Source organism: Candidatus Saccharibacteria bacterium, assembly GCA_016699895.1.
In the GTDB taxonomy this organism is placed as follows: Bacteria; Patescibacteriota; Saccharimonadia; order Saccharimonadales; family Saccharimonadaceae.
Genome location: CP064991.1, coordinates 459,352 through 484,827, shown reverse-complemented (window position 1 = coordinate 484,827; position 25,476 = coordinate 459,352). Strand labels below are relative to the sequence as shown.

Genomic DNA, 25,476 nt, shown 5'->3' with positions numbered 1-25,476 from the left:
CTATATTATACCGCGATTGGCCGTATCTTGCGCAATAAGTTTTGTCATACTATTGTCTTGAGGTACCATTTTTACGATACGTACCGCACCTCGAAAATCAGGATGGTGATAATTTGCTATCGGGCGAACTCGATCCGCAGCCTCGCCAATGTGATGTTTAGCTCCCGCTTTCTGCTGTACGAAATGCATGATGATACGTGTTGGATCAATTTCAACAACCGCAAAATGGACCGAGGCGGCGTCATAACTATTAATTCTATCGACAACACGAGCGAGTGTCTGACCACTGTTCGAATTATCTTCGCATACAACGACATGCTTGCCGGCAAGACTTTCGATATCGATAATCTGATCAATCGCAGTCTGGTTACCTCCTGGCGTTTTATCTTTAGACCACATCGTTTGCCCATTGTGTACCGAGATAGGATAGTGAACAGAGGAAACAAGTTTTCCTCGCACTCCATATAGCAGACGCGCCACTTCCGACAGCTCGACACCACCACTCGTAAGACCAACTAGTGAGTCCGTCTCTGGATATTGATCACATAGATAATTTGCACGCGCAGCAATCACAAGAGGATCGTCAATCTCTGGAGATTTAAACTTTGGATGAATACTAGCATTGGAATATACCTGACGATACTCCGCCAATACAGATACCTCTTCACGTATTGCACGTATTAGTTCATGACGATCATATGGCAAACCAAGCATGTGAGAATATTGCAACTCAAGCGCCCTCTGATATCCACTACGAAGCTGCTCGGACAGACGTATAATTGTGTCAATATTCGTAGACAACGGGTCGTCTCGCATGACGTTAATAGCTGAAAGATAAGTAGCGAGGAAATTGCCTCTTAAATTATCTTCTACGCCCAAGACCGCAAGATGCTCTGCTTCTGACGAGGGAACGCTACTCTCAAGTGTATCAATTGCATCTCTTATCTCACCTTCAACCATGTCAAGTTGCGCAGAAAAATTACCCTTTAACTCGGGGATATATTGTCTATAATAAGCTGCGCCACGGCCAAATACGTAGTTACCTTCCTTACGCACACGATTCTGCGTATAGTATGATCGGATATTAGGGTTATTTATACTATCAATAGGAGGTAGAGCGTAAGCACCGCTTGCTTCGCTTATAAGCTGCGCATACCCGTCGATATCAGCAACTGAGAACTCGTCGCTACCACTAAAGCGATCATGGAATGACTGCCATATTTCTGGTACATAACTCATCACTTCCGATGTAGCATCGTTAACAATATGATACATCGTCTCATCAGACGGCTCAAGTGTAATATCTTTACGATTAACACACCGTTCATTACCAGTCGTCAATGCCTTTTCGACGCTAAAACTCACTGGACGGCGATAATGTGGGCGCATGCGTTCTATGTGATTCTTCAAGGCGCTAAAACAGCCCGTAACAACACTGTCACTGATAAGTTGAGCACCCTGAGGAGTCTCACTTATATCTCTCGATGAGTCAGTGTAGTCTATTAGCACCGGAACCATTCCTGTATTTCTAGCAAACAGCAGGTCCGAAACTGCGTTCCCCACATAGGCAGAATGCCCTGCATCAACAAACTGCCCTGTTTCCTCTTGATACGCCTGAAGTGCATCGGCCTTGGGTTTACGATTTGTGCCGGTCCCTAGAAACGAGGCGCTGTTACGCAAATCTATGCCTGTCCTATCGTCGAGAATAGATAATACTCGCCCTCCTGCAGTAGGTGTCGAATTACTAATAACGCCAACATTGATATTATTGCGAGCCGCAAAATTAATCAATCTTACGAGAGACGGATCAAAACTGACATCCTCGGGTTGAATATCTCTATGCAGATAATCACTAAACCCTTCCCAGAAGCTACGCGTATCGGTGGGATTAATCATACCTGCAAGCACACGCTTTTGCTTGCCTCCATCATGCATATTTTGATGAAGTAATACCGACTGCTCTACCGCATCCTTATCTGGTATAGCATAAATATGATCCTTTATCGTAAGATATAAGCATTTCTGAACGAAAGCGGCCCGATAGACTGCCATCGTATCATCGAGATCAAAAAGTAGAGTATTTGCCTCTCCTAATTTCCTAAGATTAGCGCTTGATCAACGTACAAAAGTACTGGAGTTATTGCTCGCCATATTATTGAACGCCACATCTTTCATATAGTTTTATATTGTATCATATTAAATACATTTTGTAAATGATCACGAATAATTCAGCTTGATCGTATTGTTCGCTGGTGAAACTACGGCTTTGCGGCCGAGTGGCAAAACAATCTGTGGGTCGGTGTGTCCAAAATCGACGTTTTGAACGATTGGTATGGCTGTATTGTATTCACGAATTGTTTTAACGACAGTCTCTCGCTGCTTTTGCCGATAGGCAGCTTTCGTTTCAGTATCATTTTGTTTATTAAACTCCCAAGCTTTTGGTCGCCCAACTAACACCGCTTGGAACTTGTCAAACCAACCGCGTTCGCCAAAACCCGTTAGCAAATATTCAATGATCCAATGCTCGGGTATATCCTCGGCAGTTTCGATCACCAGGATTGCGCCGTCTATGTCTTCGTCCATTGGCAAATACTTCCCCGTACTAGATTGAACGATCAAGCTCTCGACACAACCACCCCATAATATACCCTCAGCATCCTTGTCGCCGTCCCAAATCAAACCGTCATTCGGCTCTAATTTACGTTGTTTTGATAGATTACTCTCGACCGACCAATCTAGGCCTTCGTCGTTATATTCGCTAGCGACCTCCATCTCAAACTCGCCCTCATCAAATAGAGCATGTTTGATAGAATTGACGGTCATGTCGAACATCTTGACGTTCATGCCAAACTGGTTCATGATGCCGCCACCGTAATATGACGGCATGCCCAGGTTCCACAAAAAATTATGCAGATGAGTATTATCGCTAAACCCGAAAAACGGTTTCGGGTTGTCAATGAATATTTGCGGGTCGAGATATTTAATCAACTTTATCTGATCATTACCACCTATAGAGGCGAAAACCGCTTTGATTTCGGGATCACCAAACGCCGCCATGACATCCCTCGCCCGATCCTCGAGCGATGAACCCATTTGCCTCGTGGTCGGATATTCAACAGGCTCGAGCTCGAAAACCGTACGGAGGCGCTCCAAACCCAAATCCTGCACCCAGGGAAATAATCCCGGTAGACCAGCCGATGGAGATATGATTGCGACCTTGTCGCCTTTTTGCAGTTTGGATAGCTTGATGTGGTATCTCATAGTTATTATTATACAACACTGCTATCAATCAATACTTTTCAAAGAGCTGTCTGAACGCATCTTCCCGATGCGACAAAAAGCCCTTGCGCAGCTCTGAACGGCAAAGCCGGTGTCTACGGCAGATGTTGAAAGTTTATTTGTTTAGTTCTTTTTCAATTAAGTTTTGAACCCAAGCGTCTGTATATAGATAATCTTTATGTGGCTTGTCATACACACAATACTCTGATTTGCAGTTGGATTTGTTCGTTGCGTTATTCGCTGGTCTTACTTTATACTTATGCCACATATCTGTATGCCAATTCATTGTTTTTATGTAGCCCTGTTCTTTCAACTTTTCTAAAACCATACTTGGTTTTAGAAAATTGACATTAGCCACTGGCACCTGTTTCTCTTTTATTGCAACAACCGCCTTGTCATATTTCTCCATTTCTTGTGGGTTATCTGAGTCGTACTTAACAAATTCTATTGCTAAGTCCGATGACGAGCGATAATTTCCAATCTTCGGTATCAGGTAAGCCTTGAATGAGTATTTTTGTGAATTTTCTACTTCTGCTTCAAGCAGTCCACGATAATCCTTAACGAAACTTATTACGGATTTTTCATCTTTGCTGACGGGCAGAACCCTCTTTAACGACCTTGAAAGTTGTATTGGTACAAAAAAGAGTATCAATCAGAGCATATTGTTCGCCGAATTCCTTAACTAGCCAGTCCTCGAAGTTTAAGACTAACGCTTGGCTTTCGCCTACCAGCTCTTTATCAAGAGCTGGTAGATTGCGATGTTCAATCTTATTGCGTAGTTTCACGAAAAGTTCAATATTTTTACGAATAGGGTCAGTTTCATCAAAAATTTCTGTTACAGATTTTGATAATTCCCACGCCTTTTTATCGCCGTCAATCTTCTTGTATCTGCCATTCTTTTCTTTATAAAAATAGTTCACTTTTTTACGCTCAAGATAGGCGTGTGTTATGGCAGTCCAAGCAATAATCATCAAAACCGTAAAGTTACCAGTTCTAAATGAGCTTCTAGGGTCATTATATGTCGATATCGCTTGTGTGGCAGAATCAATAGACTTGTCTAATAATTCTTTAACGCCTCTCGGAAGTCGTTTGCTCATAGTTCCATTATATCAAGTTATAGCTCAAGGTATTCGTGAGCAATTTTGTCAAACCGTTTCTTTATAACTTTGTGCGATACATCTGATTGGTCAATTCCAATCCATCTACGACCAAGATTTTGTGCCGCCAAAAGCGTTGAACCGCTACCAGCGAAACAGTCAAGAATAATAGAGTCGTCATGTGATGATTGCTCAATTATCATTTCAAGCATTTTTAGATTTTTCTCGGTTGGATAAAGTGGGTATGCTGGATCAATATAATTCCAAATATCCTGCATCTTTTTACCCTTATGTTCGTCTGCAAACTTCTTGATTCGAGGTACGCCGTTCTTTGACCACTCAATCAAACCGAGGTTGTCTAGTTTGTCTAATTCTCTTGGGTCTGTTCGCCAGTGTCTGCCACTTGGCGGAAACATACCGCGCCATTCACTACCAGTTTTACCGTTAGTTTCGCCCGGTGCGTGTACTGGAACTGTATTATATCTGCGCCCATTTTCATCAACCTTCTTAAACATCTTAGCTTTGTCATTTTCATCAAGCTTAATAGTTACATTATTAAAGATGTTTTTATCTTTATTCTTTGCGTAAAAATATATTACGTCTTTCTGGTTGCCGTATGCTTTACGCATAAAGTTTTTAGGGTTTGATTTAATTCTAGTAATATCATTCTTAAAATTATCTATACCAAAAACCTCATCCATTATAATCTTGACGTAATGACCCATCTTTGTATCTATATGCAGGTATATAGAGCCATTATCTGAAAGTAATTCTCGCAAGAGTATTAGGCGTTCACGCATAAACTCGATGTACTCAGACGGTGTCATTTGATCGGAGTACGCAACAATTGCATTTTTCTTACGACTAATTGTACTTACTCGTTCGTCCTCAACGGTAAATGTTTGATTCGTATTGAAAGGCGGGTCAATATAAATTAAGTCAATTTTGCCAGTATAGTTAGGTAATAATGATGACAGGGCTGTGAAATTATCACCTTTAAGCAGTAATGAATTATCAGTATTTTTAACAGATCTTTTAAGAGATTTAGCATTTGCTAATATCTCTTTTTCTGATTTTTTACCCGCATAATCAAGATTCATAAATACCTACAATGAGAACAAATAATCTCTTAATAAAACTGCCGATATAATCACTTCGTTATCGCTAAAATCAGTAGTAATTGCTTTGTGCATTTTGTTGTTGCCTTTGATATACAAAACACCGTCCAAAATAGCAATTTTTATCACTTCTTTATTTGTTATCGCTGAATTTGACTGCATTGTTGATATTGCGTCATTGAATTGGGCGTTTTGATGACCACCAAAGTCTGATAGAAACTTTGCTTCTGCGATTACATACTTGCCGTTGAATTTGGCAATAAAGTCCAAGCCTTTTGGGTGTGCATAGCCTAGTTGGTTACGAGCAAAAGTTTCCATTGCAGCGTCAGAACCGTCAAAAACTGCATTTTCGGGTGTATTTATAAAATCTGTTACGCTAGTAAAGACTGAAACACCAAGACTTCCAGCCTTGATCCAGTTCTTAAACAATGGTCCAATCTGGCGATTTGTTTCTTTTGGAACTGTTGTGCGGTCAATGATATCATCAAAGCCCATTTCATATAACATACCCACAAGTCTCTGCACTGTACTTGGGTTTCGGTCAATAGATGAACTGTCTCTTTTTAGGTAGGCAACATAAGAATCTTTAATCGGGAATACTTCTTGTTTTAGTAAGATTTTTAGTAGAGTATTGCCATCCCTGTTATCGAATGCTGTTCTTATGCTATTTAGTGTCGAATTGGGAAGTTCTCGCCGGAGATTTACGGACATCGGATAAACACGATAAAGCAAATCAAGATAATTGCGTTGGGTTGCAAGTTCAATACTCTTTTTAGTCCATATATTCATAGCGTCGCCTTTTTGCGATGCCTGAAATTAAAAACGACACCGCAAGGTGTCTTACTCCCAATTCACAACCCGACTGTCGTCGTTTCGTTTATGCGGTGTCGTTTGTATACGACGACCACATATAAAATGGGGGTCAGGCTGACAATTAAGAGTAAGACCCTCTTATTATAACACTTTTTGTCTCTCTTTGATTCTCAAAGATGTAAAACTCAACAAAATAATCTTCTCTTTTCTATAATGAGGGATATCGGCTAAAGCCTCCTCCGCTTGCTAGAAAAATGAGCAAGCTAATTTTTCCGCGCTACGCTACGCCGCACCCCCGATACGTTTTGCTGGCGCAAAACATCGGCGGCTCGGATCCCGACCGCGAGACAATGAAAAACGCCAGACCAAAAGGTCTGACGATTTTCATGGCTGGGGATGAGGGATTCGAACCCCCGATCACGGGACCAGAACCCGTTGCCTTACCGCTTGGCCAATCCCCAATGTCTGGTTAGTTTATTGTCAATCTCGGACGCTATTTGTAAAAGGTTCTGGACCCGAACGGGACCTATTTATTAACCTACTCGACCTATCGGTCTCGGACAGGCCGTTGCCTTACCGCTTGGCCAATCCCCAATGTCTGGTTAGTTTATTGTCAATCTCGGACGCTATTATCTTACTGTTTCGCCAGTTCCCAAATAGCATAGAAATTATACCACACCGAGAGCAGGCAGGCTAGTTGCGGAGGTTTGGTGTTAAATAACGTTATCCTAGATATTTCTCGACTTGCTGTTTGTTGATACCGTTTTTGAGATCAGTAAAGCCCTGCTGTTGTAATATCTGCATAACAACGTTAGACCTACTACCACTACGACAATAAACAATGATTTCCTGATCCCTAGGCACGTCTCTCAGCTGCGACGGCACCTGTCCGCTCATAAACTCGGCCGGTGGAATGTTTATTGCTCCATCAACGTGCCCATCCATATATTCAAACGGCTCGCGAGTGTCTATAATTATGGGTTTTGTCATATCTTCCCCTTGGCTTTTTTCAACTCATGAACCTTGTCCGACAACGTGCGCCAGGTTTTTTCGATACCGAGTTGTTTGACTGTGTAGAAATTGAATACTAGCCATAGTCCGTTAAGTGCCAGTAACCACCAACCAACAGTGATTCCATGGAATATACCGAACTGCGCCGCCGAAGCCTCGGTTCCAACCGACCAGATCACGACGAGCAGCCAAACCCATGGGCCCAGTACCGCAAAAAATCCGCCGACTAGTCGTGCTAGTTCGCTCGTCTTGTACCTCATGAGGAATGGAATGGACATGATTTCTGATAACAATACCACACCTGCTACAGCCGCCACCCAGACCGCACTACCTGATAACTGCTGGTACAGGCTGTCGATCATATAGTTAACACCCGCCAGCTGCATGATGGCAAATAGTGCCATGACGACGGCCGCGACTTTACCGAATAGCGGCGCAGATTTTGACAGGGGTTTTGGTGGTTTAGTGGCTACAACTTTGGGGTATTTCACGAAAGGCTCCTCCTCTTTATTGATATACCATAAATTATAGCATGATCGGCATCACTAAACGGAAAATGATGTGGTTTTTACAAACCTATTGCATAACGGTTATGCTTTATGCTAACATGATTGGTAGCAGAATTTGAAACAAAAACTTTTAAAAAAGAAACTGCGTAGAATTTTGCAATGTCTCCACCACACCTCTTTAACCTCAGGGCTCTCCCTGGGGTTTTTTGAATCAGTTTATTATTAGAGTTTCACCGAATTATCATTGCGCCATTTTTGAATCGCCGCGTGATTACCGGATAACAAGACCTCCGGGACCTGCATATCCCGAAACGTTTCAGGGCGGGTATATTGCGGGAACTCTAGCTCTGTCTCTTCGCTATAGCTCTCGATTTCTGCCGAAGTCTCACCGCCGAGCACCCCCGGCATCAACCGTACCACCGAATCAATTACGATCATCGCCGGAATTTCACCACCAGTCAGCACATAGCGACCAACCGAAATTTTCTCATCAATGAAATGATCGATCCGAGCGTCAAAGCCCTCGTAACGACCGCAGATGATAATGTAGCTATCGTCCGACGCCGCGTAACTACCGGCGTGTTGCTGATCCCAGAAATTGTCAGTCGGTGTCATCAGTAGAACCTTGGCGGTCGGATCTTGTCCCTTCGCAAATTCTAGTGCTGCAACGAGCGGCTCAATCATCAGTAGCATACCATCACCACCACCATATGGTGTATCGTCGACGGTTTTACGTGGACCTAAACCAAAATCGCGCAGGTTGACAGTCGAAAATTCAACCAGGTTTTCTTTGTGCGCCTTCCACATCATCGAGGTGGTGAAAAATGACTCGACAAATTCAGGAAATAGGGTGATGACTTGGAACTTTTTCATCTGTTACAGTATACCACAGATAGAAACCAAAAACCGCCGGTGATGGGCGGCGGTTTTTGACACGCATAAGTCTCGCATTTATCGTGTGTTTTAGTTCTCGCAATTGAACTGAGAATATTATATATCAAGATCGTCTAATTCTGCAAGCTCTTCGCGGGTCTTTTTTGCCAAATCGCTTTCGTTTTCCACAGTTTCAGTGTCAGTTTTTTCCACAGTATCGACTGTGTCGGCTTTTTCTGGTGTAGTATCGGTGGTAACAGGCTGGTTTTCGGCTGCATTTTCGCGGTCAACGTCGATAATTTTCAAATTGTAATGATCGTCATTTTTGGTGCCGAGCGCGCGTAACAGGTTACGCAGCGACTGCGCCGTAGCGCCATGTTTACCGATCACACGACCGAGATCACTCGGTGCGACGGTCAATTTTAGCAATATACCCTTGTCATCGACAATGCGTTCTACCCGTACGGCATCTGGTTCATCCACCAACTGTTTGACAACATATTCAATAAATTGTTGTTCGATCATTTCGGCCTCCCTCGTTAGTTATCATGACCATTTTAACAAAAATCCGCCCCCTGGCGCAAGGCCTAGGCGGGCGGATCTCATATTCTAGCTAGATTATTCAGCTGGTGTAGCTTCAGCTTCGGTAGCTTCAGTAGCAACCTCTTCGGCTGGTGCTTCTTCGGCAGGAGCTTCGGGAGCGACTTCTTCTTTTGGAGCGTTTTTACGCAATTTCTCTGGATTACGAGTAGCTCGGGCCTTCGATAGGTTTGGTTCTTTTACCCAAGATGGCAATTTGATTTTGGCATCTTTTAGTAATTTGACAATGCGTGGGGTTGGCTGAGCACCATTGTTCAGATATTTTTCGACTAATTCTTTGTCAAAAGTGGCTTCCTTGGTATGTGGATTGTAGGTGCCGACATAGGCGACTACTTTACCTGACGACGGGTGGCGCTGAGCTTCCTGGACGGCGACCCTATAAACAGCATAAGCCTTGCGGCCGGTTCGTTTCAAACGAATTGCGAGCATTATTCTCCTTTGTTAGTTAAATTGTATGACGGTTTCACTAGATTATACAGATTAGATCGTCAAAAGTCAACTGTTAATTGGAATCAAGCCCGAAACTCCCTCGGGTCCTGCCGCTCGGTCCGCCCCTAAAATTTTTTCGGTCAATCACCACCGAAAACAATTTTGGGAGCTGCCCCGCCTCACGTCACCCGAGGTGTGAGTTTCTACTAGTGTGGCTACTTATCAGTCTGATGACGATAAGCGGCGAGGGCTTCACGGGCGGCCTCTTGCTGGGCGGACTGTTTGCTAGAGCCGACACCTCGCCCCATTTCCCGACCAGCTACAAAAGCGCCGACGGTGAACGTTTTTTCGTGATCCGGACCAGTCTCCTCGACCACCCTATAATCCGGCGTTTCGTTGTCGATACGTTGGCTGACCTCTTGAAGGTGTGATTTCGGATCGCGCCAGCTACCGTCGTCCAAAATGTCATCAATGCGATATAAAATATGTTTATCGACAAATTGCCTGGCTGTTTCAAAACTTTGATCTAGATAAATCGCGCCGATTAACGCCTCAAACGCATTGGCCACAATATGCAATCGGGCCGCCTCTGACCCCTGTTTTTCGCCACGGCTCATACGGATCAAGTGTTCGTAGTCTAGTTTTTGACCAGCAGCGGCAATCGATTCAGTACGCACCAAGGCTGACCGCCACGAGGTCAAAATTCCCTCTGGCTGATCGTAATTTTTGAACAAAAACTCAGTCGTCGCTAGTTCCAACACTGCGTCGCCCAAAAACTCTAGTCGCTCGTTGTGGGCGCGAGCCGATTTGCGGTGCTCGTTGACGTAGCTGCGGTGAGTGAGAGCCGTTACTAACAAATCAATATTGTTAAACTCGAAACCCAGGTGATCGCGAGCAAAAGCCTGATATGTCTCAAAATTCACCCCAGCTACCGCCGGGACTAACGGCTCATCATTCGAACGGCGATCAAACGATTGCCAGACGGCTTTTTTCGGCGATGGACTCTTGGCCATTATTCAATTTCTCCTTTTTGGCGGAGGCGTTTGCGAGCTAATAATACGAGCTTCATGACGTCTTCGTAGGCAATCTTGTCGATAGCTTCGTCGAAGTCAAACCATCTGACATCGTGCATCCATTCTTCTTTTTTCAAGTTCTCGTCTTTGCCGGCCTTGAACAGATAGGTCTGCATGTTGATAATAACCAGACTATTGCCACGACGATAGCGGAAATTGACTTTACCGAGCCAGCAAACCGGCTCGATACCGAACAGGCCGACTTCCTCGCCGATTTCCCGAATGGCTGACTCCTGAGCGGTTTCGCCCTCTTCGATATGACCTTTTGGAATCGTCCAGCGGTCACGGACGTCCTGGAACAGGACAATCTGCAATTTACCAGCTTTGGTGAGGCGATAGACGACGCCGCCGGCCTCGGCTTCGCGAATAATTTCGTTAATTGCCGGTTTGTCGCGTCGAAACGGCTTTGCCAGTCGCGAAAAACCCCGCTCACCAGTATCATTTTCGTCTTTTATCGTGACTAAATCAGGCGCGGCGTCTTCATCAAATTTGTTCTTTTCCTCTGTCATCTATTCTCCTCTTGCATTCATCTGGCGCCAAATCGTACCGAGGACACCGTTGATGAATTTGGAGGAATTTTCCGAACCAAACAATTTACCCAGCTCGACCGCTTCGTTAATAGCGACCTTGGGCGGAATCTGCTCGCCAAAATATTGCAACTCATAGAGAGCGATGCGCAATATTTCGTGATCAGATAACGGCAGCTGATTGAGCGGCCACTCCGGTGCGACCGGGGCTATTACCGCATCGAGCTGCTTGGCTTCTTTGACAACACCGCGAGCCAACTGCTCTACAAAATCACGATCGCCGATCTTTTTGCCATAATGACTCAAACTGCGATCCAGAATGTCATCAATATCAGCGCTATCATCGCCTAAACCCGCACGAAAATCATATTCGTACAAAGCTTGCAGCGCGATGATCCTACCCAGGTGCCGATTGCTTGCCATTTCGGAAAACTCCTCTTGTCCTTTTAATTAATTGTAAAGTTCTAGCGAGTCCGCCCACTACGCGCGGGCGACTCTCGGCCGATCTTTATTTGACTGATTTACCAGTTTCGCGCTTGGTGGTGGCGACTTTGACCGGTGATTTAGCATTGACCTGGCGGGCCAGTTTCAAACGCAGATGACTGCGACGCAGACCAGTTTTACGTGGGCTAGAGTGCTTTTTAGGCTCACTACTCATTCTTTCTCCTTTATTTAAACTGGTTCTATTCTAGCGGATTTTGAGTGTTTTGGCAATAATTATAGGCTGTTTTACTGAAAATCATTGACTTTTGATTATGTTTGTGCTATAATGATAGAGTTATGCCAAGTAAATATCCTATGGCGAAGGCAGCAGACCTCGCCCCTACACGACCAATCGAGAACCATGAGTCAAATCATGTTGGACTCAAAACGTTAGCTGGTGCAGCAGTCGCTGGCGTCGCGTTAAGTATGCTAGTAAATTATATAAATCAAGAGAACGAACGAATCGCCTACGGTGCCCGAGAGGTAGCCGGCGCGCACACAGCAACTGTCAAGGGTGGCACATTCACTCTCGAACCTGGTGCTACCGTGCGAGCTAACCCAGTAGTAGCTAACGGTGGTGACTTTAACGGTGTTTGTGTCATCGGTAAAGATCAAGATCCTGTTACATTGCAGGCAAAAACCGTTACTATCGTTGACGGCGTCAAAACCAATCCGAATGATCCTAATGGCCCATGGGTTGAGATCAATCTAGCTAGTCTACCGGCCGAAATGCAAGCCTCCTGCGAAGAAGGCATCAAGCGCGATCAGGACGGTAAAGGTTGGATCTCACTCTCTGGCGGCGCAGTCAGTCTCAAAACGAAATAGTTATTTGACTACTATATTAACGATTTTACCCGGTACGTAGATAATACGTGCCGGTTTTTTGTCGCCGATAAATTTCGCAACATTTTCAAGCTCTAGAGCACGTTTTTCGATATCTGCCTGGATAGTTTCGACGTCAACGGCAATTTCACCGCGGAGCTTGCCGTTCACCTGGACCGCAATCGTCATCGTATCGGACACTAATAGTTTTTCATCCCAAATCGGCCAATCGCTAACGTGAATAGAGCCAGATTCGCCTAGTATTTCACGCCAAACTTCCTCGGCAATATGCGGTGCAAACGGTGCTAGTAGTTTGGTGAAATCAGCTATAGCCTCGCGCCAAACCTTGCCACCTTTATGCTCGACCTTGACGAGACCGTTTAAGGCCTCCATCAGCGCTGCTACGGCCGTGTTAAAGCTCATGGATGCGATGTCGGCGCTAACTTTCTTTGTGGCTTGGTTAATGATTTTCTTGATAGCCTTTTCGTCATCAGCCGTAGTCGAATCCTGATCATTCAAAACATCTTGCACCAGATTCCAATAACGCACGAGGAAACGATATGTGCCAGCGACACCTTCTGGGTTCCACGGCGTCGTCTGGTCGTACGGCGCAATAAACGCAATCATCAGACGCAGAGCATCAGCACCATAGCCGCTGTCGATGATCTGGGTTGGGTCAACGACGTTACCGAGACTCTTGCTCATTTTGCGGCCGTCAGCCGCCAGTACAATCCCCTGCCCGCGGCGCGCGGCATATGGTTCTGGCGTCGGGACGAGACCTTGATCGTACAGGAATTGATGATGAAACCGCGAATAGAGGAGGTGAAGCGTCGTATGCTCCATACCACCCAGGTACAGATCGACCGCACCCCAATAATCTAGTTTATCGCGATCGGCAAAAGCCTGGTCATTATGAGCATCAAAATAACGTAGGTAATACCAGTTACTACCAGCCCAGTTTGGCATCGTGTCGGTTTCGCGTTTAGCTGGACCGCCGCACGTTGGACAGGTTGTGTTAACCCAGGAATCAATGGCAGCTAGTGGTGATTCGCCGGTGTCGGTCGGTTCGTAATGATCGACCGGCGGCAGTTCAACCGGCAATTGATCGTCAGGAACAGCCACCGCGCCATGGTCGGGACAATGAATAATCGGGATCGGTTCGCCCCAGTAATGTTGGCGCGAAAAGATCCAGTCACGCAGTTTGTAGTTGACTTTTTCATGAGCGGCGCCTTTTCCAGCCAGCCAAGCAACGATAGATTCTTTGGCATCGTTTGATGCCGTATCGCTAAATTGCGCCGAGTTAATCAAAATTCCACTGTCGGAATGGACAGGAGATTGATATATTTTGCCTTCATTATACAGTTCTGCAGCCGCCTTTGCCTGCGCAATAGCATCATGCCAGTGCGCGGCACCCTCCACGCCATTTGCAAAGCGCTTGACAAGCTCGTCATAGCTACACCATTCAGCCGAATAGTCCTCGTGATCCTCATTGGAGGATTTTGGCGTTTCCGTCTCGGAAATGATGGCCAGATAGTTCATGCCTGAACCGCATCGATTAACACCTTTATTGCTATTAAAATAGTAGGTGTAGAAAAAGTTACCTAGAGGAATCAGCCCCTCGACTGTATGATACCCCGCTTCCTCGGCTAGTTCGCGGTGAGCTGCGGCTTCGTATGATTCCTCGTCACTCTTGCCGCCGCCCGGTAGCCATGGTTTGTCGCTTTTATGATTATGTAAATGCATAAAACGTTTTGTGGTCGGATCATAGCCAATAACATTAACTCCGGTCACTTTTTCGGCATTTTCGAGAGGCTCGTTAAAGGCTTTAGCGATAACCTGAATAATCGGCAGGTTGAACTTGTGTGCGAATTCATTGTCGCGTTCGTCGTGAGCTGGAACCGCCATGATTGCACCTGTACCGTAGCCCATTAACACATAATCAGCGATCCAGATTGGGATCTTTTCGTCATTAGCTGGGTTAACAGCATAAGCACCCGTCCACACCCCAGTTTTCTCACGACTGGTTTCCTGTCGTTCGATGTCGGATTTGGCCTGTGTGGCCCGAATATACGTCTCGACGGCACCTTTTTGCTCTGGCGTGATAATAGTTTGAACGAGTGGATGTTCAGGGGCGAGAACCATAAATGTTGCCCCGAAAATCGTATCTGGTCGAGTGGTAAATACCGTGATATTCTCATCATGACCATCAACCGTAAAATCAATTTCGGCGCCAACTGAACGACCGATCCAGTAAATTTGCTGGTCGGCAATCCGTGACGGATAATCAACCGTTTCTAGCCCTTCGATCAGACGATCGGCATAATCGGTAATCCGTAGCACCCATTGTTTGAGTTGCTTTTTCTCGACCAGCGTATCGCAGCGTTCGTGGCGACCATTAACGACCTCTTCGTTAGCGAGACCGGTTTTACAAAATGGACACCAATTGATAGCAATTTCGTCCTGATAGGCCAGACCGGCTTTGAAAAACTGTAGGAAAAACCACTGCGTCCAGCGGTAATAATCAGGGTCAGTAGTCGAAAAGCTACGACTCCAATCGAGGCTGAGTCCCATAGTGCTCAGCTGGTCACGAAAACTAGCCACGTTATTTGCCGTTGCAACCTGTGGAGCGATCTTATTTTTGATCGCAAAATTCTCGGTCGGCAGGCCAAAGGCGTCAAACCCCATCGGAAACAGCACGTTATGTCCGGTCATGCGTTTGTGCCTAGCGATGATATCGCCCAGCGTATATTCGCGCATATGACCCATGTGCAGTCCCGCGCCCGAAGGATACGGAAACTCTGTTAACATGACAAATTTTGGTTTGTCGGCAAAATCGCGAGCAGCATAAAGTTCGGCATCCGACCAACTAGTCTGCCATTTTTTCTCAATATCAACAGGATTATAGCGTTTCATATCTGTCATATTATAGCACAAGGAACCTCAAAATCTCCTCGGGTCCTGCCGCTCGGTCCGCCCCTAAAATTTTTTCGGTCAATCACCACCGAAAACAATTTTGGGAGCTGCCCCGCCTCGCGTCACCCGAGGCGAGGATTTTGATACTACCACCTTACTGCGCTACTAGTCGGTGTCTTGGCCGATATTCTCTAGACTAGAGAGCCAGGCGTTCTTTTTATCGAGCCATTCGCCACTCTGGCGAACTAGATGCTGTTGATCTTCGACGTGAGCCAGTAAAATCTTGATGGCCTCCTCGGCGTAAACACCGTTCTGGGAACCCTTGGCGAGAACCACGCCACCAGATTTTAGAACTTTGTTGGCAAATGTCCCGGCCGAGATCGGATCAGGGAACGACTGTACGTTGTTGCCTTTGCGTTTGGCAGCTGGCGCTAGATAATGCGCCGCATCGTCGCCAATCGTAATCACCCATTCGAGATAATTCGGATCGCACATTTCGCCGACCTCGCGGTGAGCATCAACTGAAAAGGTGCCGAGTTCATTCATCGAACCTAGGATCGCGATGCGTTGATTAGCGTCGACCAGGTATAGCGTCCGTAGCGCCTCGATCGCCGCATTAGGACTGGAGTTATACGTGTCGTCAATAATCGTCGATCCACGCACGCCACGCAAGATATTCATGCGTCCCGATGTCGGCATGATTTCGGCTAGACCCTCGGCGATCTCCTCGGCTGTCATGCCGAGTTTAGCGCCGACGAGACCAGCCACGGCGGCAGCTTTTAGGTTGTGATCACCGACTAGGTGTACCGTCGTTTCGATACCTTCGGCGAACTCTGGTCCGAAAAACTTCCCAGTGTAGCCATCGAGCGGTGTACCGTCGGTGGTCTCAAAACGATATTCGCCGCCAAACAAACCGTAATTCGTAATATTTGTCGTTTCAGCATACGGCGCAAAGCTCTCGTCAACGTCGTCGCGGTTAATAATAGTCAAATCCGAATAGCTCGCAACTGATAATTCCTCACGAGCAACCTGACCCATGCCACCAGGGAAATGTTCCATATGTTCCGGCGCTACGGCGGTTACAATTGCCATATCTGGGCGCAGGTAGGTGCCGTAGTGCGGAATCTGACCTGGGCCGTCAGTGGCTAGTTCCTGGATAATGACATCGACACCTTGTGAATCGCGAATACGTTTACGCATGGCCTTGAATATATGACGCCAGACTCTGATTGATCGCAGTAGTTCCTCAGGTGGGAACTCGATACCAAGAATCGCTAGTGGTACTGACAATTCGGAGTTCAAATTGCCACGCTCGGCCTGGACGCGAAATTTAGGATGGAGCATCGTCGCAATTGCGTTCTTGGTCGTAGTCTTGCCGACCGAGCCAACCACCACGATCAATTTCGGATGATGTTTTTTAAAATATTTGACCGTTAATTTTTCGAGTTTTCTCTGGACGTACTTTTTAAACATACCTATAGTTTATCATAACTGGTTTGCTCTCTCCTAATTAGCCAGACGAGCGCAGCGCCGATGCCGCCGATCAGCATAGTAATTGGCAGCGTTGCAAAATCGAGTTCGTAGCGGAAATGGCTGGCGATGGACGGCACCGATATGATCATAACAAAAGCCGTGGCACAGGCAGCGATGAGACCGAGTTTCCAACCGCGGAGCGGTCGAGCGAGCGACACCAGCACTGACATACCGATCATCATCATCGTAATTGATACCGATGTGCCGATGACGGTCATTGGCGCACCACGGTAGTCTAGTAACAGATAGGTTATCATCATGGAGGTAGCCGCGATGAACCCGACTGGGATCGCAAATTTTAATACTCGCGTCAAAAAGCCTGGTCGATATAGCTGCTGGTTAGGTGCGAGGGCTAGGAAAAAGGCCGGTACGCCGATTGACAAGACACTGATCACCGTCATTTGCGACGGCAAATACGGATAAACCTGCCCTGCTACCGTCACCGACAGCGCCAGCAGTAACGAATAGACGTTTTTGATCACAAACAAGCTAGCGACGCGCTCGATGTTGGCGATAACGCGGCGACCTTCGGCCAGGACGCTCGGGAGACTCGAGAATTTATTGTCGAGCAAAACGATCTCGGCGACCGCTTTGGTGGCAGCCGCGCCAGAGTTCATAGCAATGCCGAGATCAGATTTTTTGAGTGCCAGCGCATCGTTGACGCCGTCGCCCGTCATCGCCACTACTCGACCAGAGTCCTGCAGCGCGGCGCAAATCAAACGCTTTTGCTCGGGCTGAACTCGACCGAACACATTGTGTTTTTTGATGATTCTATTAAACTTTGTTTGGCTAGTGGCGGACTTTCTAGGATCCGGCAGATCACGGGCGTCAAACACGGAAACTTCACCCATATTCACGCGACGCGCCACGGCAGCCACAGTTAGCGGCGAATCACCCGAAATTACTTTTATATCGACTTGTTGTTCGCGGAAAAATTGCAAGATCTGACCGGCATCATCACGGATATTTTCCGATAACACTACCAATGCCGCCGGTTGAAATGACGGAATGGCGTAGGATTCATCTGGCCAACTCTCGATCCGAACTAACGCCAAAACGCGTTTGCCTTCGCTAGCGATGGTTTGGGCTTTTTTGAATAACTGATCCTTTTTAGATGTTGCAAAAATTACCTCGGGGGCGCCGAACAACCACTTTGTGCCACCAATTTCAATTGCACTCCATTTTCGCCCGCTATTAAAAGCGATCTCGCGGTCAAATGGTGCCGGTTTGATCTTGTCTAGAGCTCGGCTGATCGCCGTGTTAGTTGGAGAATTGGCCCGGCTGGCAATAGTTGCGAGTGCCAGATCAACCGCCTGACGAGAGTCGGTATCAACCAACACCACGGCGTCAAACTTGATGTCGCCCTCGGTCAGAGTACCAGTTTTGTCTAGTAGTAATGTATCGACGCGCGCCAGTGTCTCGACAGCTGGCATTTGTTGGACGAGGACTTTGCGGCGCGCCAGCTGGATCACCGCCAGCATGAACGCCGTAGAGATCAACAGCACGAGCCCCTCGGGTATCATACCGACAATCGCTGCCGTGGAATGAACAACCGCCTGCTGCCAATCACCAAGATCGAGCCGGAGTTGACCGAATAGTAATAGCGGTACGACCAGTACTAATAGCCATGATATCCAGCGTAAGAGCTTATTTGTGCCATCCACCAGCTCGCTGCTGGCGCGTTTAAATCGCTTGGCTTTCGCAGTTAATTCTGCCGAGTACGACTGCGCGCCGACTTTGTCAGCACGCATGACACCCTTGCCAGCCACAACAATCGAACCAGATAGTACCGTGTCGCCAGCTTTTTTGAAAATTGGATCGGACTCACCAGTGAGCAAGCTTTCGTCGATCTCTAGCCCCTCGGCATCCAGAATCTCGCCGTCTGCTACGATCTGATCGCCCAGTCTAATTCGCACATAGTCACCCTTCACCACTGATTCAACGGTGATTTCTACTGTTTTACTATCTCGGACGGCTCGGACAGTGGGTGCGTTCAAAATTGATAGTTTGTCGAGGGTGATCTTGGCGCGTAACTCCTGGAAAATACCGATAGCGCTGTTGATGATCAGCGCCATACCAAACAGTGCGTTGAACGGCGAGCCGTCGATAATAATGACGACCACCGCCAGTGTTGCCAGGATGGCGTTAAAGCGCGTAAAGATATTCGATCGCAAGATATCGACGAGCGAACGACTCGATTTGTCGGTCGATGTATTCACGAGTCCGTCACGCGTGCGACGCTGGACTTCTGCGTCCGAGAGGCCAGTAAATCGTTTCATCTGTCAATTATACTACATGCTAGCTATAATAAACTCGCGATAGCCCACATCACCAGTGGCAATGTCAACGCCGATAACACTGTGCTAATAGCAACGAGCTCCGAGGCGCTACCGGTATCATCGCGATATTTTTCGGCAAATAGTCCGAGACTGGTGGCAGTTGGCAGGGCTTGAATTAGAACCAGGATATGAATGACATCATTCGGCGCGCCAATCAGTTTCAACACGACAAAAGTGATGAGCGGTCCTAAAATCAGCTGTGCTAGACAGGTTAACACGAGTATCTTGCGCCGCAAAACTTGTAATAAATTAGCTCGGCTGAGCATATAGCCAATAGCGATCAGCGACAACGGTGTCATCATTGCGCCGGTGTAGCCGACCGCGTTGCCGACGAATCCCGGTAATTTCATGCTAAATAGGAATAATAAAAAGCCCACTACGACGGCGATAACGTTCGGATTGACCAATGTTCGACCGAGGTCTTTTAGACGAAACTGCTGGCGAAATAGCGATACACCATATCCAAATAACGCGAGGTTAAACACTACGATAAATCCAGCGTAAGGCACGAGACCGGCTTGACCATAGATAGCATTGACGAGTGGAAAGCCTAGGAAACTAGCGTTATTAAAGATAAAAGCAAATTGGTATTCAAAATAGTTTTTGGGATTGCGTCGTCGCGGAAAGAGCAATTTGGAAACAATAATCGCCGTTAGTAATACGACGACTCCGCCGCCGAGGCCATAGAGAAATGAATTGAGAGATTCGACCTTGAACTCTCCAGGAAAAGAGCCGAGTAGCGCACACGGCCATGCTACATTGATAAGGAGGTTAACCAACGTCTTGTTAGTGTGTTCGTCAATCCACTCGCGTTTGCCCGCGACCCAGCCTAAACCAACAATTAGCGCCACCGAGGCGAGGCTCGAGTAAAAAATGCTGAGATCGACTTGCATACCTCTATTTTAGCACAAGCACGTATCGGCTTGCGAAACCGCTTTACCTCTGCTAGAATGAGGAGGTTCGGGGTGCTAGCTCATCTGGTAGAGCGCGACATTCGCATTGTCGAGGCGAGCGGTTCAAGTCCGCTGCACTCCACCAAAACTTATTTTAACTCGTCTTGTTGCCGTCGGTCACAACAATTTTATTGACGTTATCTAATTTTGTCTCAGTCGAATTTAGTTTGTTCTCTACGACGCCGGCGGTGGTTTCGACTTTTTCGGCCACAGAATCAACTTTGTTGAGAGTATTGTCGAGGACCTGATCCAAATTCTGTTCGAATTCATCGAACTTTTTTACGATCTCGTCTGGATCGAAATTTGCTAGCATGCTAAATAATCCCATAGCTATATTGTACTACCAAATCTGCTAAATAGCTACGTCGTCGTAACGATCAATGCACTCGTTGCAGTCGACCAGTTGCCAGTTGCATCTCTACACTCTAGCGTAAATGAGTATTGAGTCGCTGAGGTTAGTCCATTAATAGTGACCGTATTGAGCGGATCACTATACGGATAGGCCGTCATTGCCGCAATTATTCCGTCCTGGCGAATACGATAACCTACCACACCCGTGCCCTGAGCGGCGCCAGCATCGGTCCACGTAAATGATATTGATGTAGCATTGATAGCAGTAGTCGCAAAACCGGTCGGTACGCCCGGAGGTGTTATGTCGACACCAGTACCAGCAACTAGTTGTGTCTCGATCCACTCGATACGCGTATTGAGCCACGTATGGATATTCGGCGCGCTACCAACACCCCACACTGCCGCATCACGTGCCACTGCGCCGGCTACCGAGGCCTCTAAATTAGTGAGCCAATCAAATATATTGTCGCCTTCGGCTAGTAATCGCGAACGAAGTAACGCCCATCGATGTTTTAGGACGTCACGGAACCATGGGTCTTCTAACATTCGTGCAATCCAGGTTGCACCAACACGCGTCCACCACCCAGTTGATGGATGCGGAATGAAGAATGTGATACCACACGAAGCATCGAAATCCCAGCCTGGACCAGCGTGCAATTTGCTGGCTGGACCTGTCTCGGGGTCGCGCGGCTTGGTTAGTTTGACAGAGGCACCAAAGCCACTGTCGTTATTACAGACTAGCTCGTTTAGCAAATACCAATCCGCCCAACTATCAGCATCGAGCAAATCACGCCAGGCACCATCGGTAAAATCCTCGCTAAACAAAGCATCTTCGCAGGCTTGGGTAAAGTTTTTGGCATAATTATACTGTTCTGGAATATCGCCGTCTGGCGTATCAAAGATAATCGGCACATTTAGCCGCGTACGCCAGCCAATTTCATCATTCTCCTCAAAGCGAGTGTCTACTTCTAATATATAGCCGCCAGTTAGGTTACGACCACTGATTTGGGTAGCTTTTAGCTTGTCAATATCTACTCGATTTTTGTCTACTTCGACCGATTCTGAAAACTGGTAAAGGCCGAGATAATTACCATTCAAATATACCTCTAGATTAACTGATCGCGGCGCCCACGGCAAACCGGTGCGGCCGCTGATTTCATTCGCCATAGTATAGCGAACTTTGCTCGGATCGATGTAGTTGGCCAGCAGCGCCCAGTCTTCGCTCTTGGGCATACCTAGCACTTCTACTTTGTTATCCAGCTTTACCTTGAATGGCTTTTTCGGCATGGTCCAGGTAGAGTTACCTCGACCACGAATACGTCCGGGCTGATTAAAGAGTTCTGCGCCAGAACCTAATTCATTAACAATCTGATAATTACAGTTAACGTAGGTCGTTTTAGTAGTAACTGGTGCACCACCCTCTGTCGTAATGTACAGCACCGGTTGGCTCAGCTCATACTCTGGTGCCGGTGGTGACTCACCTTTGCGTAATAACAAACCGCTAGCCGTACCGCCGGTTTGCTTGAGACGTGGGTACTCTTGCTGTCCACCGTTATCATAAGTATACGCCATACGTTATGCCTCTGTCACGATAACATCAATGCCGTAGCTCTGGCCACCGATAGAAGACGAGCTAGTAGAGCCACTATTAGCTCGCCAATAGTTGCGATGTGTACCCGCTGGAATATCCTCAGGCGCCAGATAGAGAGACGAACCATCGCTCGCCTGGACTTGAGCCGCACCTGCAGAGGTAGTAGACATATAGGTACCGTCGCCAAAGTCATACCCAACCCAGAAATACGTACCGCTGGTGAGAGTATATGCCGTCGGAAAGCTGACTTCGTTCCATTGCCCTGACGTAATAGACATCGTAACAGTGCGCACAGGGTTGGCAAGATCGGGCCCGCCACTAGTTGGAGTAAATAGGTAGACCGTCGCAGTTGATGGTGTGGTTCCACCGGTTGGCACGTAGACTCTAGCACCTGTCAACTGGTAGCTATTAGTATCGGCTCGAAAGCCAGTCGCCACAGTCATCGTACCGCCATCATTATAGACCTGCAAGGCTGACACAATAGAGCTACCATAAACCGAGTGTGTTCCACCAACAGAGGTTAAGGTAGTAACATTTAAGCTATCAGACACATCGCCCCAGTTACCGGCCGCATCACGCGCCCGAACCGTACAAGCGTAGGTTGTATTGCCATTGCGACCAGTAATATTGGTCGACGTACCGGTAACAATTTTATAGCTAACACCGTCGATAAATACTTCGTAGGCGGTTACCGCTATATTATCGGTTGCGCCGGTCCAGCCCAGTGTAAAGCTACTTGAGGTGATGCTCGATGATATCAAGCTTGTTGGTTGAGTGGGCGCTTCGGTATCAGTTGGCTGCGTCGGGCTAAACCACAAATCGCCATTTGTCATATTGACGGGCTCAGTAGCACCACCTAACCATAGTACGGTATCGGCGGTCGGTCGAGCTTCGCTGCCAGTAGAAACGAGAACTGATACTACGCCGCTCGCTGCCACCGTTGGAGCATCAATCCACTCTGTAGCATAGTCTGCATTAGAGCTTTTGGCTAGCAACTGGCCAGTAGTTCCAGCACCTGGAACGCCAGTACCGGCAGGACCTATAGGACCTGTCGCACCAGTTGGGCCGGCAGCTCCACTAGGACCGCTAGGGCCTGTTGCGCCCTGTTGACCAGCAATAACATTAAGCTTGTCTCGGACATCCTCGGAAAGGTTGGCTTCGGAAATGGCATCGTTGGCTATCACGCTAGCATCAACAACATCTGGCTTCAGCGTACCGTCCGGTTTGTGAGCCGTCGAGAGATAGTCATTGAGGATCTGACCCCATTCACCTGCGTCTGATCCGGGTGTTGGTAATCTAGTCATGATAGTTTTATAGTCCCTTCGTTTAATATAATTATACTCCAGTGTGTCACTACCTATCCGCTAGGTCAATAAACGCTCGTGCTATTTGGCGTACCAGCCATCACCCCATAGATCGTAAAGGCGTTCAAAATAAGCTTGGTATTCATTCCGAACATGATCCGTACTAAAACGTTTCTGAGCTTTGTCTCGGATCTTGCGCCGTTTGGCTACCGAGAACTTATCGGTTGATTTCACCGCTGCTACGAAGTCGCGAAAGACATCACAACGATAGCCATTTTCGCCATTCACTACTGTTTCAGTAAACACACCGAAATTAGTTGTAATAACCGGTGTGCCACATAACAGCGCCTCGGCATGCACCCCGCCAAATGGTTCAATGTAGGTTGTCGGTACGAACACTGCCTTGGCATGACTCATCAATTCGCCGCGCCTTTCGACGCCAACCACGCCAATATGCTCACCGTAACCCGAAAATTCACCCTGACCTGCCAAAATGAGTCTCTTGCCAAGCTTTTCACAGACCTCCTGAGCAATTCGCCAGCCTTTTCGATCAATGAGCCGACCCATAAACAAGTAGTAATCATCGGTATTCTCCGCGAATGGAAACTCTTCGGCATCATAATAATTTGGTACAACGGTATCATAAAAATTGCCATTATCGTCATTCTGGAGACCGTGAACGTAATGCATGTGAGCGTACGATTCGAATACTCGGTACTTTGAAAAGGGGCCCGTATATCCGATACCGTATTCGACCGCAAAATTATTTGGGAAAGCATCAGCAATAATTTTCTGGCACCAGCCGCCAATGATACAGATAAAATCTCGTGGTTGGATACGCTCGGCCATGGCTTTTATCGTATTGGCATTCATATGCACCCACGCTGGATCATACATATCCCAGGTGATATTGAAAAAGTTTTTGGTGTGGTCGTTATTGCCAAATAGTTCTTGTTGTTTTTCCTTGGTTATGACCGTAACGAGTTCTGAAACGCGGGCCTCGTTTTCCTCGCTAGCATACAAAATAACTTTGTGACCGAGATCAGTCATCATATTACAGAATTTACGAACTTTTTGCGTATAGGCACAATGCGTAAACTCGGCCGTCGTCTGCGTATGGGGCAGACTGACTACATGAAACGTAAATTTTTGCATATGACCCATTATATCAAAAAAGCCCGCCGGAGAAGCGTGACGGGATTTTTATTTTTGCTGTTGCGCGCCCACCCTCGGGGCCCTTGTATTTGTTTTGCATTTGCGAACGGGTCATCTGCCTGGACAGGTGCCCCGTGCGCACCAGCATGACGACATTATAGCGCAAGCTTTTTCTGATTGTCAACAAAAATATGTTGTAATTTTAGCATAAGCGTTACAATTTTTCGCTTGCGCTTTCGCACCCGATCTGCTACAATGCTACGCAACAGAGATGATTTCGAAGCGCGGTAATCCCGTCATCAGAGATGGTCGACTCTCTGGTAACGAAGGAAACGTATTGAATGAAAAAACTATTTGTAGGCAGCCTAGCTTGGGCGACAACAGATGACAGCTTGCGCGAGTTCTTTAGCCAATTCGGCGAAGTAACCAAAGCTGAAGTTGTCAAAGAGCGCGACAATCCAAACCGTTCACGCGGTTTTGCATTTGTTGAGTTCGAAGACGATGCAGCTGCCGACGCAGCGGTCGCCAAAGGCAATGAAGCCGAACTTGACGGTCGCAAAATCACTGTCAGCGAAGCTCGCAGCCGTGATGATAACGGCGGCGGTGCTCCACGTCGCGACAACAACCGCGGCGGCGGCTCGTTCCGTCAGCGTAGCTGGTAATAACAGCTCGCTAAACTAAACGCTCCGGATTTCTGGGGCGT

Annotated in this window: 25 protein-coding genes and 2 tRNA genes; 3 read left to right on the top strand and 24 right to left on the bottom strand. The window is 47.0% G+C overall.

Annotated features, from left to right (window positions below; all coding sequences use genetic code 11):
- The 16 genes from IPL44_02615 to IPL44_02540 form a co-directional block, all read right to left on the bottom strand.
- Positions 1–2,052, bottom strand: a complete 2,052-nt coding sequence (locus IPL44_02615; GenBank protein QQS17177.1) for a hypothetical protein — start codon at positions 2,050–2,052, stop codon at positions 1–3.
- Between the two features lie 165 nt (positions 2,053–2,217).
- Positions 2,218–3,261 (bottom strand): LD-carboxypeptidase, encoded by a 1,044-nt coding sequence (locus IPL44_02610; protein ID QQS17176.1) that lies wholly within the window; start codon positions 3,259–3,261, stop codon positions 2,218–2,220.
- Positions 3,262–3,394: 133 nt separating this feature from the next.
- Positions 3,395–3,931: a hypothetical protein gene (locus IPL44_02605; GenBank protein QQS17175.1), complete on the bottom strand. Its 537-nt coding sequence runs from the start codon at positions 3,929–3,931 to the stop codon at positions 3,395–3,397.
- On the bottom strand, positions 3,861–4,376 hold the full coding sequence (locus IPL44_02600; protein ID QQS17174.1) for a DUF3644 domain-containing protein: 516 nt from the start codon (positions 4,374–4,376) through the stop codon (positions 3,861–3,863). The genes IPL44_02605 and IPL44_02600 overlap by 71 nt, the downstream gene beginning before the upstream one ends.
- Positions 4,377–4,393: 17 nt before the next feature.
- Positions 4,394–5,476: a site-specific DNA-methyltransferase gene (locus tag IPL44_02595; protein ID QQS17173.1), complete on the bottom strand. Its 1,083-nt coding sequence runs from the start codon at positions 5,474–5,476 to the stop codon at positions 4,394–4,396.
- Between the two features lie 6 nt (positions 5,477–5,482).
- A complete protein-coding gene (locus tag IPL44_02590) occupies positions 5,483–6,283 on the bottom strand; it encodes a restriction endonuclease (GenBank protein ID QQS17172.1) in 801 nt (266 codons plus the stop codon).
- Between the two features lie 411 nt (positions 6,284–6,694).
- Positions 6,695–6,768 (bottom strand) — tRNA-Gln (locus IPL44_02585).
- Between the two features lie 262 nt (positions 6,769–7,030).
- Entirely contained in the window at positions 7,031–7,297 is a 267-nt protein-coding gene (locus tag IPL44_02580; protein ID QQS17171.1) for a rhodanese-like domain-containing protein, read from the bottom strand.
- A complete protein-coding gene (locus IPL44_02575; GenBank protein ID QQS17170.1) occupies positions 7,294–7,809 on the bottom strand; it encodes a hypothetical protein in 516 nt (171 codons plus the stop codon). Before IPL44_02575 ends, IPL44_02580 begins: the two co-directional genes overlap by 4 nt.
- Before the next feature lie 240 nt (positions 7,810–8,049).
- Positions 8,050–8,700: a tRNA (guanosine(37)-N1)-methyltransferase TrmD gene (gene trmD, locus IPL44_02570; GenBank protein ID QQS17169.1), complete on the bottom strand. Its 651-nt coding sequence runs from the start codon at positions 8,698–8,700 to the stop codon at positions 8,050–8,052.
- Between the two features lie 117 nt (positions 8,701–8,817).
- On the bottom strand, positions 8,818–9,222 hold the full coding sequence (locus tag IPL44_02565) for a KH domain-containing protein (protein ID QQS17809.1): 405 nt from the start codon (positions 9,220–9,222) through the stop codon (positions 8,818–8,820).
- 96 nt (positions 9,223–9,318) lie between these two features.
- Complete coding sequence (rpsP, locus tag IPL44_02560; GenBank protein ID QQS17168.1) at positions 9,319–9,729, bottom strand: 30S ribosomal protein S16; 411 nt, start codon at positions 9,727–9,729, stop codon at positions 9,319–9,321.
- Between the two features lie 215 nt (positions 9,730–9,944).
- The gene (gene rnc / locus IPL44_02555) at positions 9,945–10,742 is read right to left on the bottom strand and encodes a ribonuclease III (GenBank protein QQS17167.1); all 798 of its coding nucleotides are present in this window, start codon (positions 10,740–10,742) and stop codon (positions 9,945–9,947) included.
- Complete coding sequence (locus IPL44_02550; protein QQS17166.1) at positions 10,742–11,311, bottom strand: NUDIX domain-containing protein; 570 nt, start codon at positions 11,309–11,311, stop codon at positions 10,742–10,744. The genes rnc and IPL44_02550 overlap by 1 nt, the downstream gene beginning before the upstream one ends.
- Positions 11,312–11,752 carry a transcription antitermination factor NusB gene (gene nusB, locus IPL44_02545; GenBank protein QQS17165.1) on the bottom strand — a complete coding sequence of 147 codons (441 nt, stop codon included), beginning with the start codon at positions 11,750–11,752 and terminating at the stop codon, positions 11,312–11,314. It abuts the gene before it with no gap.
- A gap of 85 nt (positions 11,753–11,837) precedes the next feature.
- Positions 11,838–11,987, bottom strand: coding sequence for a hypothetical protein (locus tag IPL44_02540; protein ID QQS17164.1), 150 nt, complete (start codon positions 11,985–11,987; stop codon positions 11,838–11,840).
- Positions 11,988–12,109: 122 nt separating this feature from the next.
- Here IPL44_02540 and IPL44_02535 point away from each other — a divergent pair, with 122 nt between their 5' ends.
- Positions 12,110–12,637, top strand: a complete 528-nt coding sequence (locus IPL44_02535) for a hypothetical protein (GenBank protein QQS17163.1) — start codon at positions 12,110–12,112, stop codon at positions 12,635–12,637.
- Here IPL44_02535 and IPL44_02530 read toward each other — a convergent pair whose 3' ends face one another.
- The 4 genes from IPL44_02530 to IPL44_02515 all read right to left on the bottom strand — a co-directional run bounded on the left by IPL44_02530 (position 12,638) and on the right by IPL44_02515 (position 20,312).
- Positions 12,638–15,547, bottom strand: a complete 2,910-nt coding sequence (locus IPL44_02530; GenBank protein QQS17162.1) for a class I tRNA ligase family protein — start codon at positions 15,545–15,547, stop codon at positions 12,638–12,640.
- Positions 15,548–15,712: 165 nt separating this feature from the next.
- Positions 15,713–17,020: a hypothetical protein gene (locus tag IPL44_02525; GenBank protein QQS17161.1), complete on the bottom strand. Its 1,308-nt coding sequence runs from the start codon at positions 17,018–17,020 to the stop codon at positions 15,713–15,715.
- Positions 17,021–17,022: 2 nt separating this feature from the next.
- Positions 17,023–19,359, bottom strand: coding sequence for an HAD-IC family P-type ATPase (locus IPL44_02520; GenBank protein ID QQS17160.1), 2,337 nt, complete (start codon positions 19,357–19,359; stop codon positions 17,023–17,025).
- Between the two features lie 23 nt (positions 19,360–19,382).
- A complete protein-coding gene (locus tag IPL44_02515; GenBank protein QQS17159.1) occupies positions 19,383–20,312 on the bottom strand; it encodes an AEC family transporter in 930 nt (309 codons plus the stop codon).
- A 69-nt stretch (positions 20,313–20,381) separates the two neighbouring features.
- Between IPL44_02515 and IPL44_02510 the strand changes: the two genes are divergently transcribed.
- Positions 20,382–20,457: transfer RNA gene (locus tag IPL44_02510), tRNA-Ala, on the top strand.
- Between the two features lie 9 nt (positions 20,458–20,466).
- Here IPL44_02510 and IPL44_02505 read toward each other — a convergent pair.
- The 4 genes from IPL44_02505 to IPL44_02490 form a co-directional block, all read right to left on the bottom strand.
- The gene (locus tag IPL44_02505; protein ID QQS17158.1) at positions 20,467–20,700 is read right to left on the bottom strand and encodes a hypothetical protein; all 234 of its coding nucleotides are present in this window, start codon (positions 20,698–20,700) and stop codon (positions 20,467–20,469) included.
- Positions 20,701–20,732: 32 nt separating this feature from the next.
- Entirely contained in the window at positions 20,733–22,295 is a 1,563-nt protein-coding gene (locus IPL44_02500; protein ID QQS17157.1) for a CotH kinase family protein, read from the bottom strand.
- A gap of 3 nt (positions 22,296–22,298) precedes the next feature.
- Complete coding sequence (locus tag IPL44_02495) at positions 22,299–23,618, bottom strand: collagen-like protein (GenBank protein QQS17156.1); 1,320 nt, start codon at positions 23,616–23,618, stop codon at positions 22,299–22,301.
- Positions 23,619–23,699: 81 nt separating this feature from the next.
- The gene (locus IPL44_02490; protein ID QQS17155.1) at positions 23,700–24,773 is read right to left on the bottom strand and encodes a glycosyltransferase; all 1,074 of its coding nucleotides are present in this window, start codon (positions 24,771–24,773) and stop codon (positions 23,700–23,702) included.
- Positions 24,774–25,114: 341 nt separating this feature from the next.
- Here IPL44_02490 and IPL44_02485 point away from each other — a divergent pair, with 341 nt between their 5' ends.
- The gene (locus IPL44_02485) at positions 25,115–25,435 is read left to right on the top strand and encodes an RNA-binding protein (GenBank protein QQS17154.1); all 321 of its coding nucleotides are present in this window, start codon (positions 25,115–25,117) and stop codon (positions 25,433–25,435) included.
- The last annotated feature ends 41 nt before the right edge of the window (positions 25,436–25,476 follow it).

Bases quoted from the DNA above. Each gene is read 5' to 3' on its own strand.
- IPL44_02615 (QQS17177.1), bottom strand. From the start codon at position 2,052: ATGGCAGTCTATCGGGCCGCTTTCGTTCAGAAATGCTTATATCTTACG.
- IPL44_02610 (QQS17176.1), bottom strand. From the start codon at position 3,261: ATGAGATACCACATCAAGCTATCCAAACTGCAAAAAGGCGACAAGGTC.
- IPL44_02600 (QQS17174.1), bottom strand. From the start codon at position 4,376: ATGAGCAAACGACTTCCGAGAGGCGTTAAAGAATTATTAGACAAGTCT.
- IPL44_02595 (QQS17173.1), bottom strand. From the start codon at position 5,476: ATGAATCTTGATTATGCGGGTAAAAAATCAGAAAAAGAGATATTAGCA.
- IPL44_02590 (QQS17172.1), bottom strand. From the start codon at position 6,283: ATGAATATATGGACTAAAAAGAGTATTGAACTTGCAACCCAACGCAAT.
- IPL44_02580 (QQS17171.1), bottom strand. From the start codon at position 7,297: ATGACAAAACCCATAATTATAGACACTCGCGAGCCGTTTGAATATATG.
- trmD (QQS17169.1), bottom strand. From the start codon at position 8,700: ATGAAAAAGTTCCAAGTCATCACCCTATTTCCTGAATTTGTCGAGTCA.
- rpsP (QQS17168.1), bottom strand. From the start codon at position 9,729: ATGCTCGCAATTCGTTTGAAACGAACCGGCCGCAAGGCTTATGCTGTT.
- rnc (QQS17167.1), bottom strand. From the start codon at position 10,742: ATGGCCAAGAGTCCATCGCCGAAAAAAGCCGTCTGGCAATCGTTTGAT.
- IPL44_02550 (QQS17166.1), bottom strand. From the start codon at position 11,311: ATGACAGAGGAAAAGAACAAATTTGATGAAGACGCCGCGCCTGATTTA.
- nusB (QQS17165.1), bottom strand. From the start codon at position 11,752: ATGGCAAGCAATCGGCACCTGGGTAGGATCATCGCGCTGCAAGCTTTG.
- IPL44_02540 (QQS17164.1), bottom strand. From the start codon at position 11,987: ATGAGTAGTGAGCCTAAAAAGCACTCTAGCCCACGTAAAACTGGTCTG.
- IPL44_02535 (QQS17163.1), top strand. From the start codon at position 12,110: ATGCCAAGTAAATATCCTATGGCGAAGGCAGCAGACCTCGCCCCTACA.
- IPL44_02530 (QQS17162.1), bottom strand. From the start codon at position 15,547: ATGAAACGCTATAATCCTGTTGATATTGAGAAAAAATGGCAGACTAGT.
- IPL44_02525 (QQS17161.1), bottom strand. From the start codon at position 17,020: ATGTTTAAAAAGTACGTCCAGAGAAAACTCGAAAAATTAACGGTCAAA.
- IPL44_02520 (QQS17160.1), bottom strand. From the start codon at position 19,359: ATGAAACGATTTACTGGCCTCTCGGACGCAGAAGTCCAGCGTCGCACG.
- IPL44_02515 (QQS17159.1), bottom strand. From the start codon at position 20,312: ATGCAAGTCGATCTCAGCATTTTTTACTCGAGCCTCGCCTCGGTGGCG.
- IPL44_02505 (QQS17158.1), bottom strand. From the start codon at position 20,700: ATGGGATTATTTAGCATGCTAGCAAATTTCGATCCAGACGAGATCGTA.
- IPL44_02500 (QQS17157.1), bottom strand. From the start codon at position 22,295: ATGGCGTATACTTATGATAACGGTGGACAGCAAGAGTACCCACGTCTC.
- IPL44_02495 (QQS17156.1), bottom strand. From the start codon at position 23,618: ATGACTAGATTACCAACACCCGGATCAGACGCAGGTGAATGGGGTCAG.
- IPL44_02490 (QQS17155.1), bottom strand. From the start codon at position 24,773: ATGCAAAAATTTACGTTTCATGTAGTCAGTCTGCCCCATACGCAGACG.
- IPL44_02485 (QQS17154.1), top strand. From the start codon at position 25,115: ATGAAAAAACTATTTGTAGGCAGCCTAGCTTGGGCGACAACAGATGAC.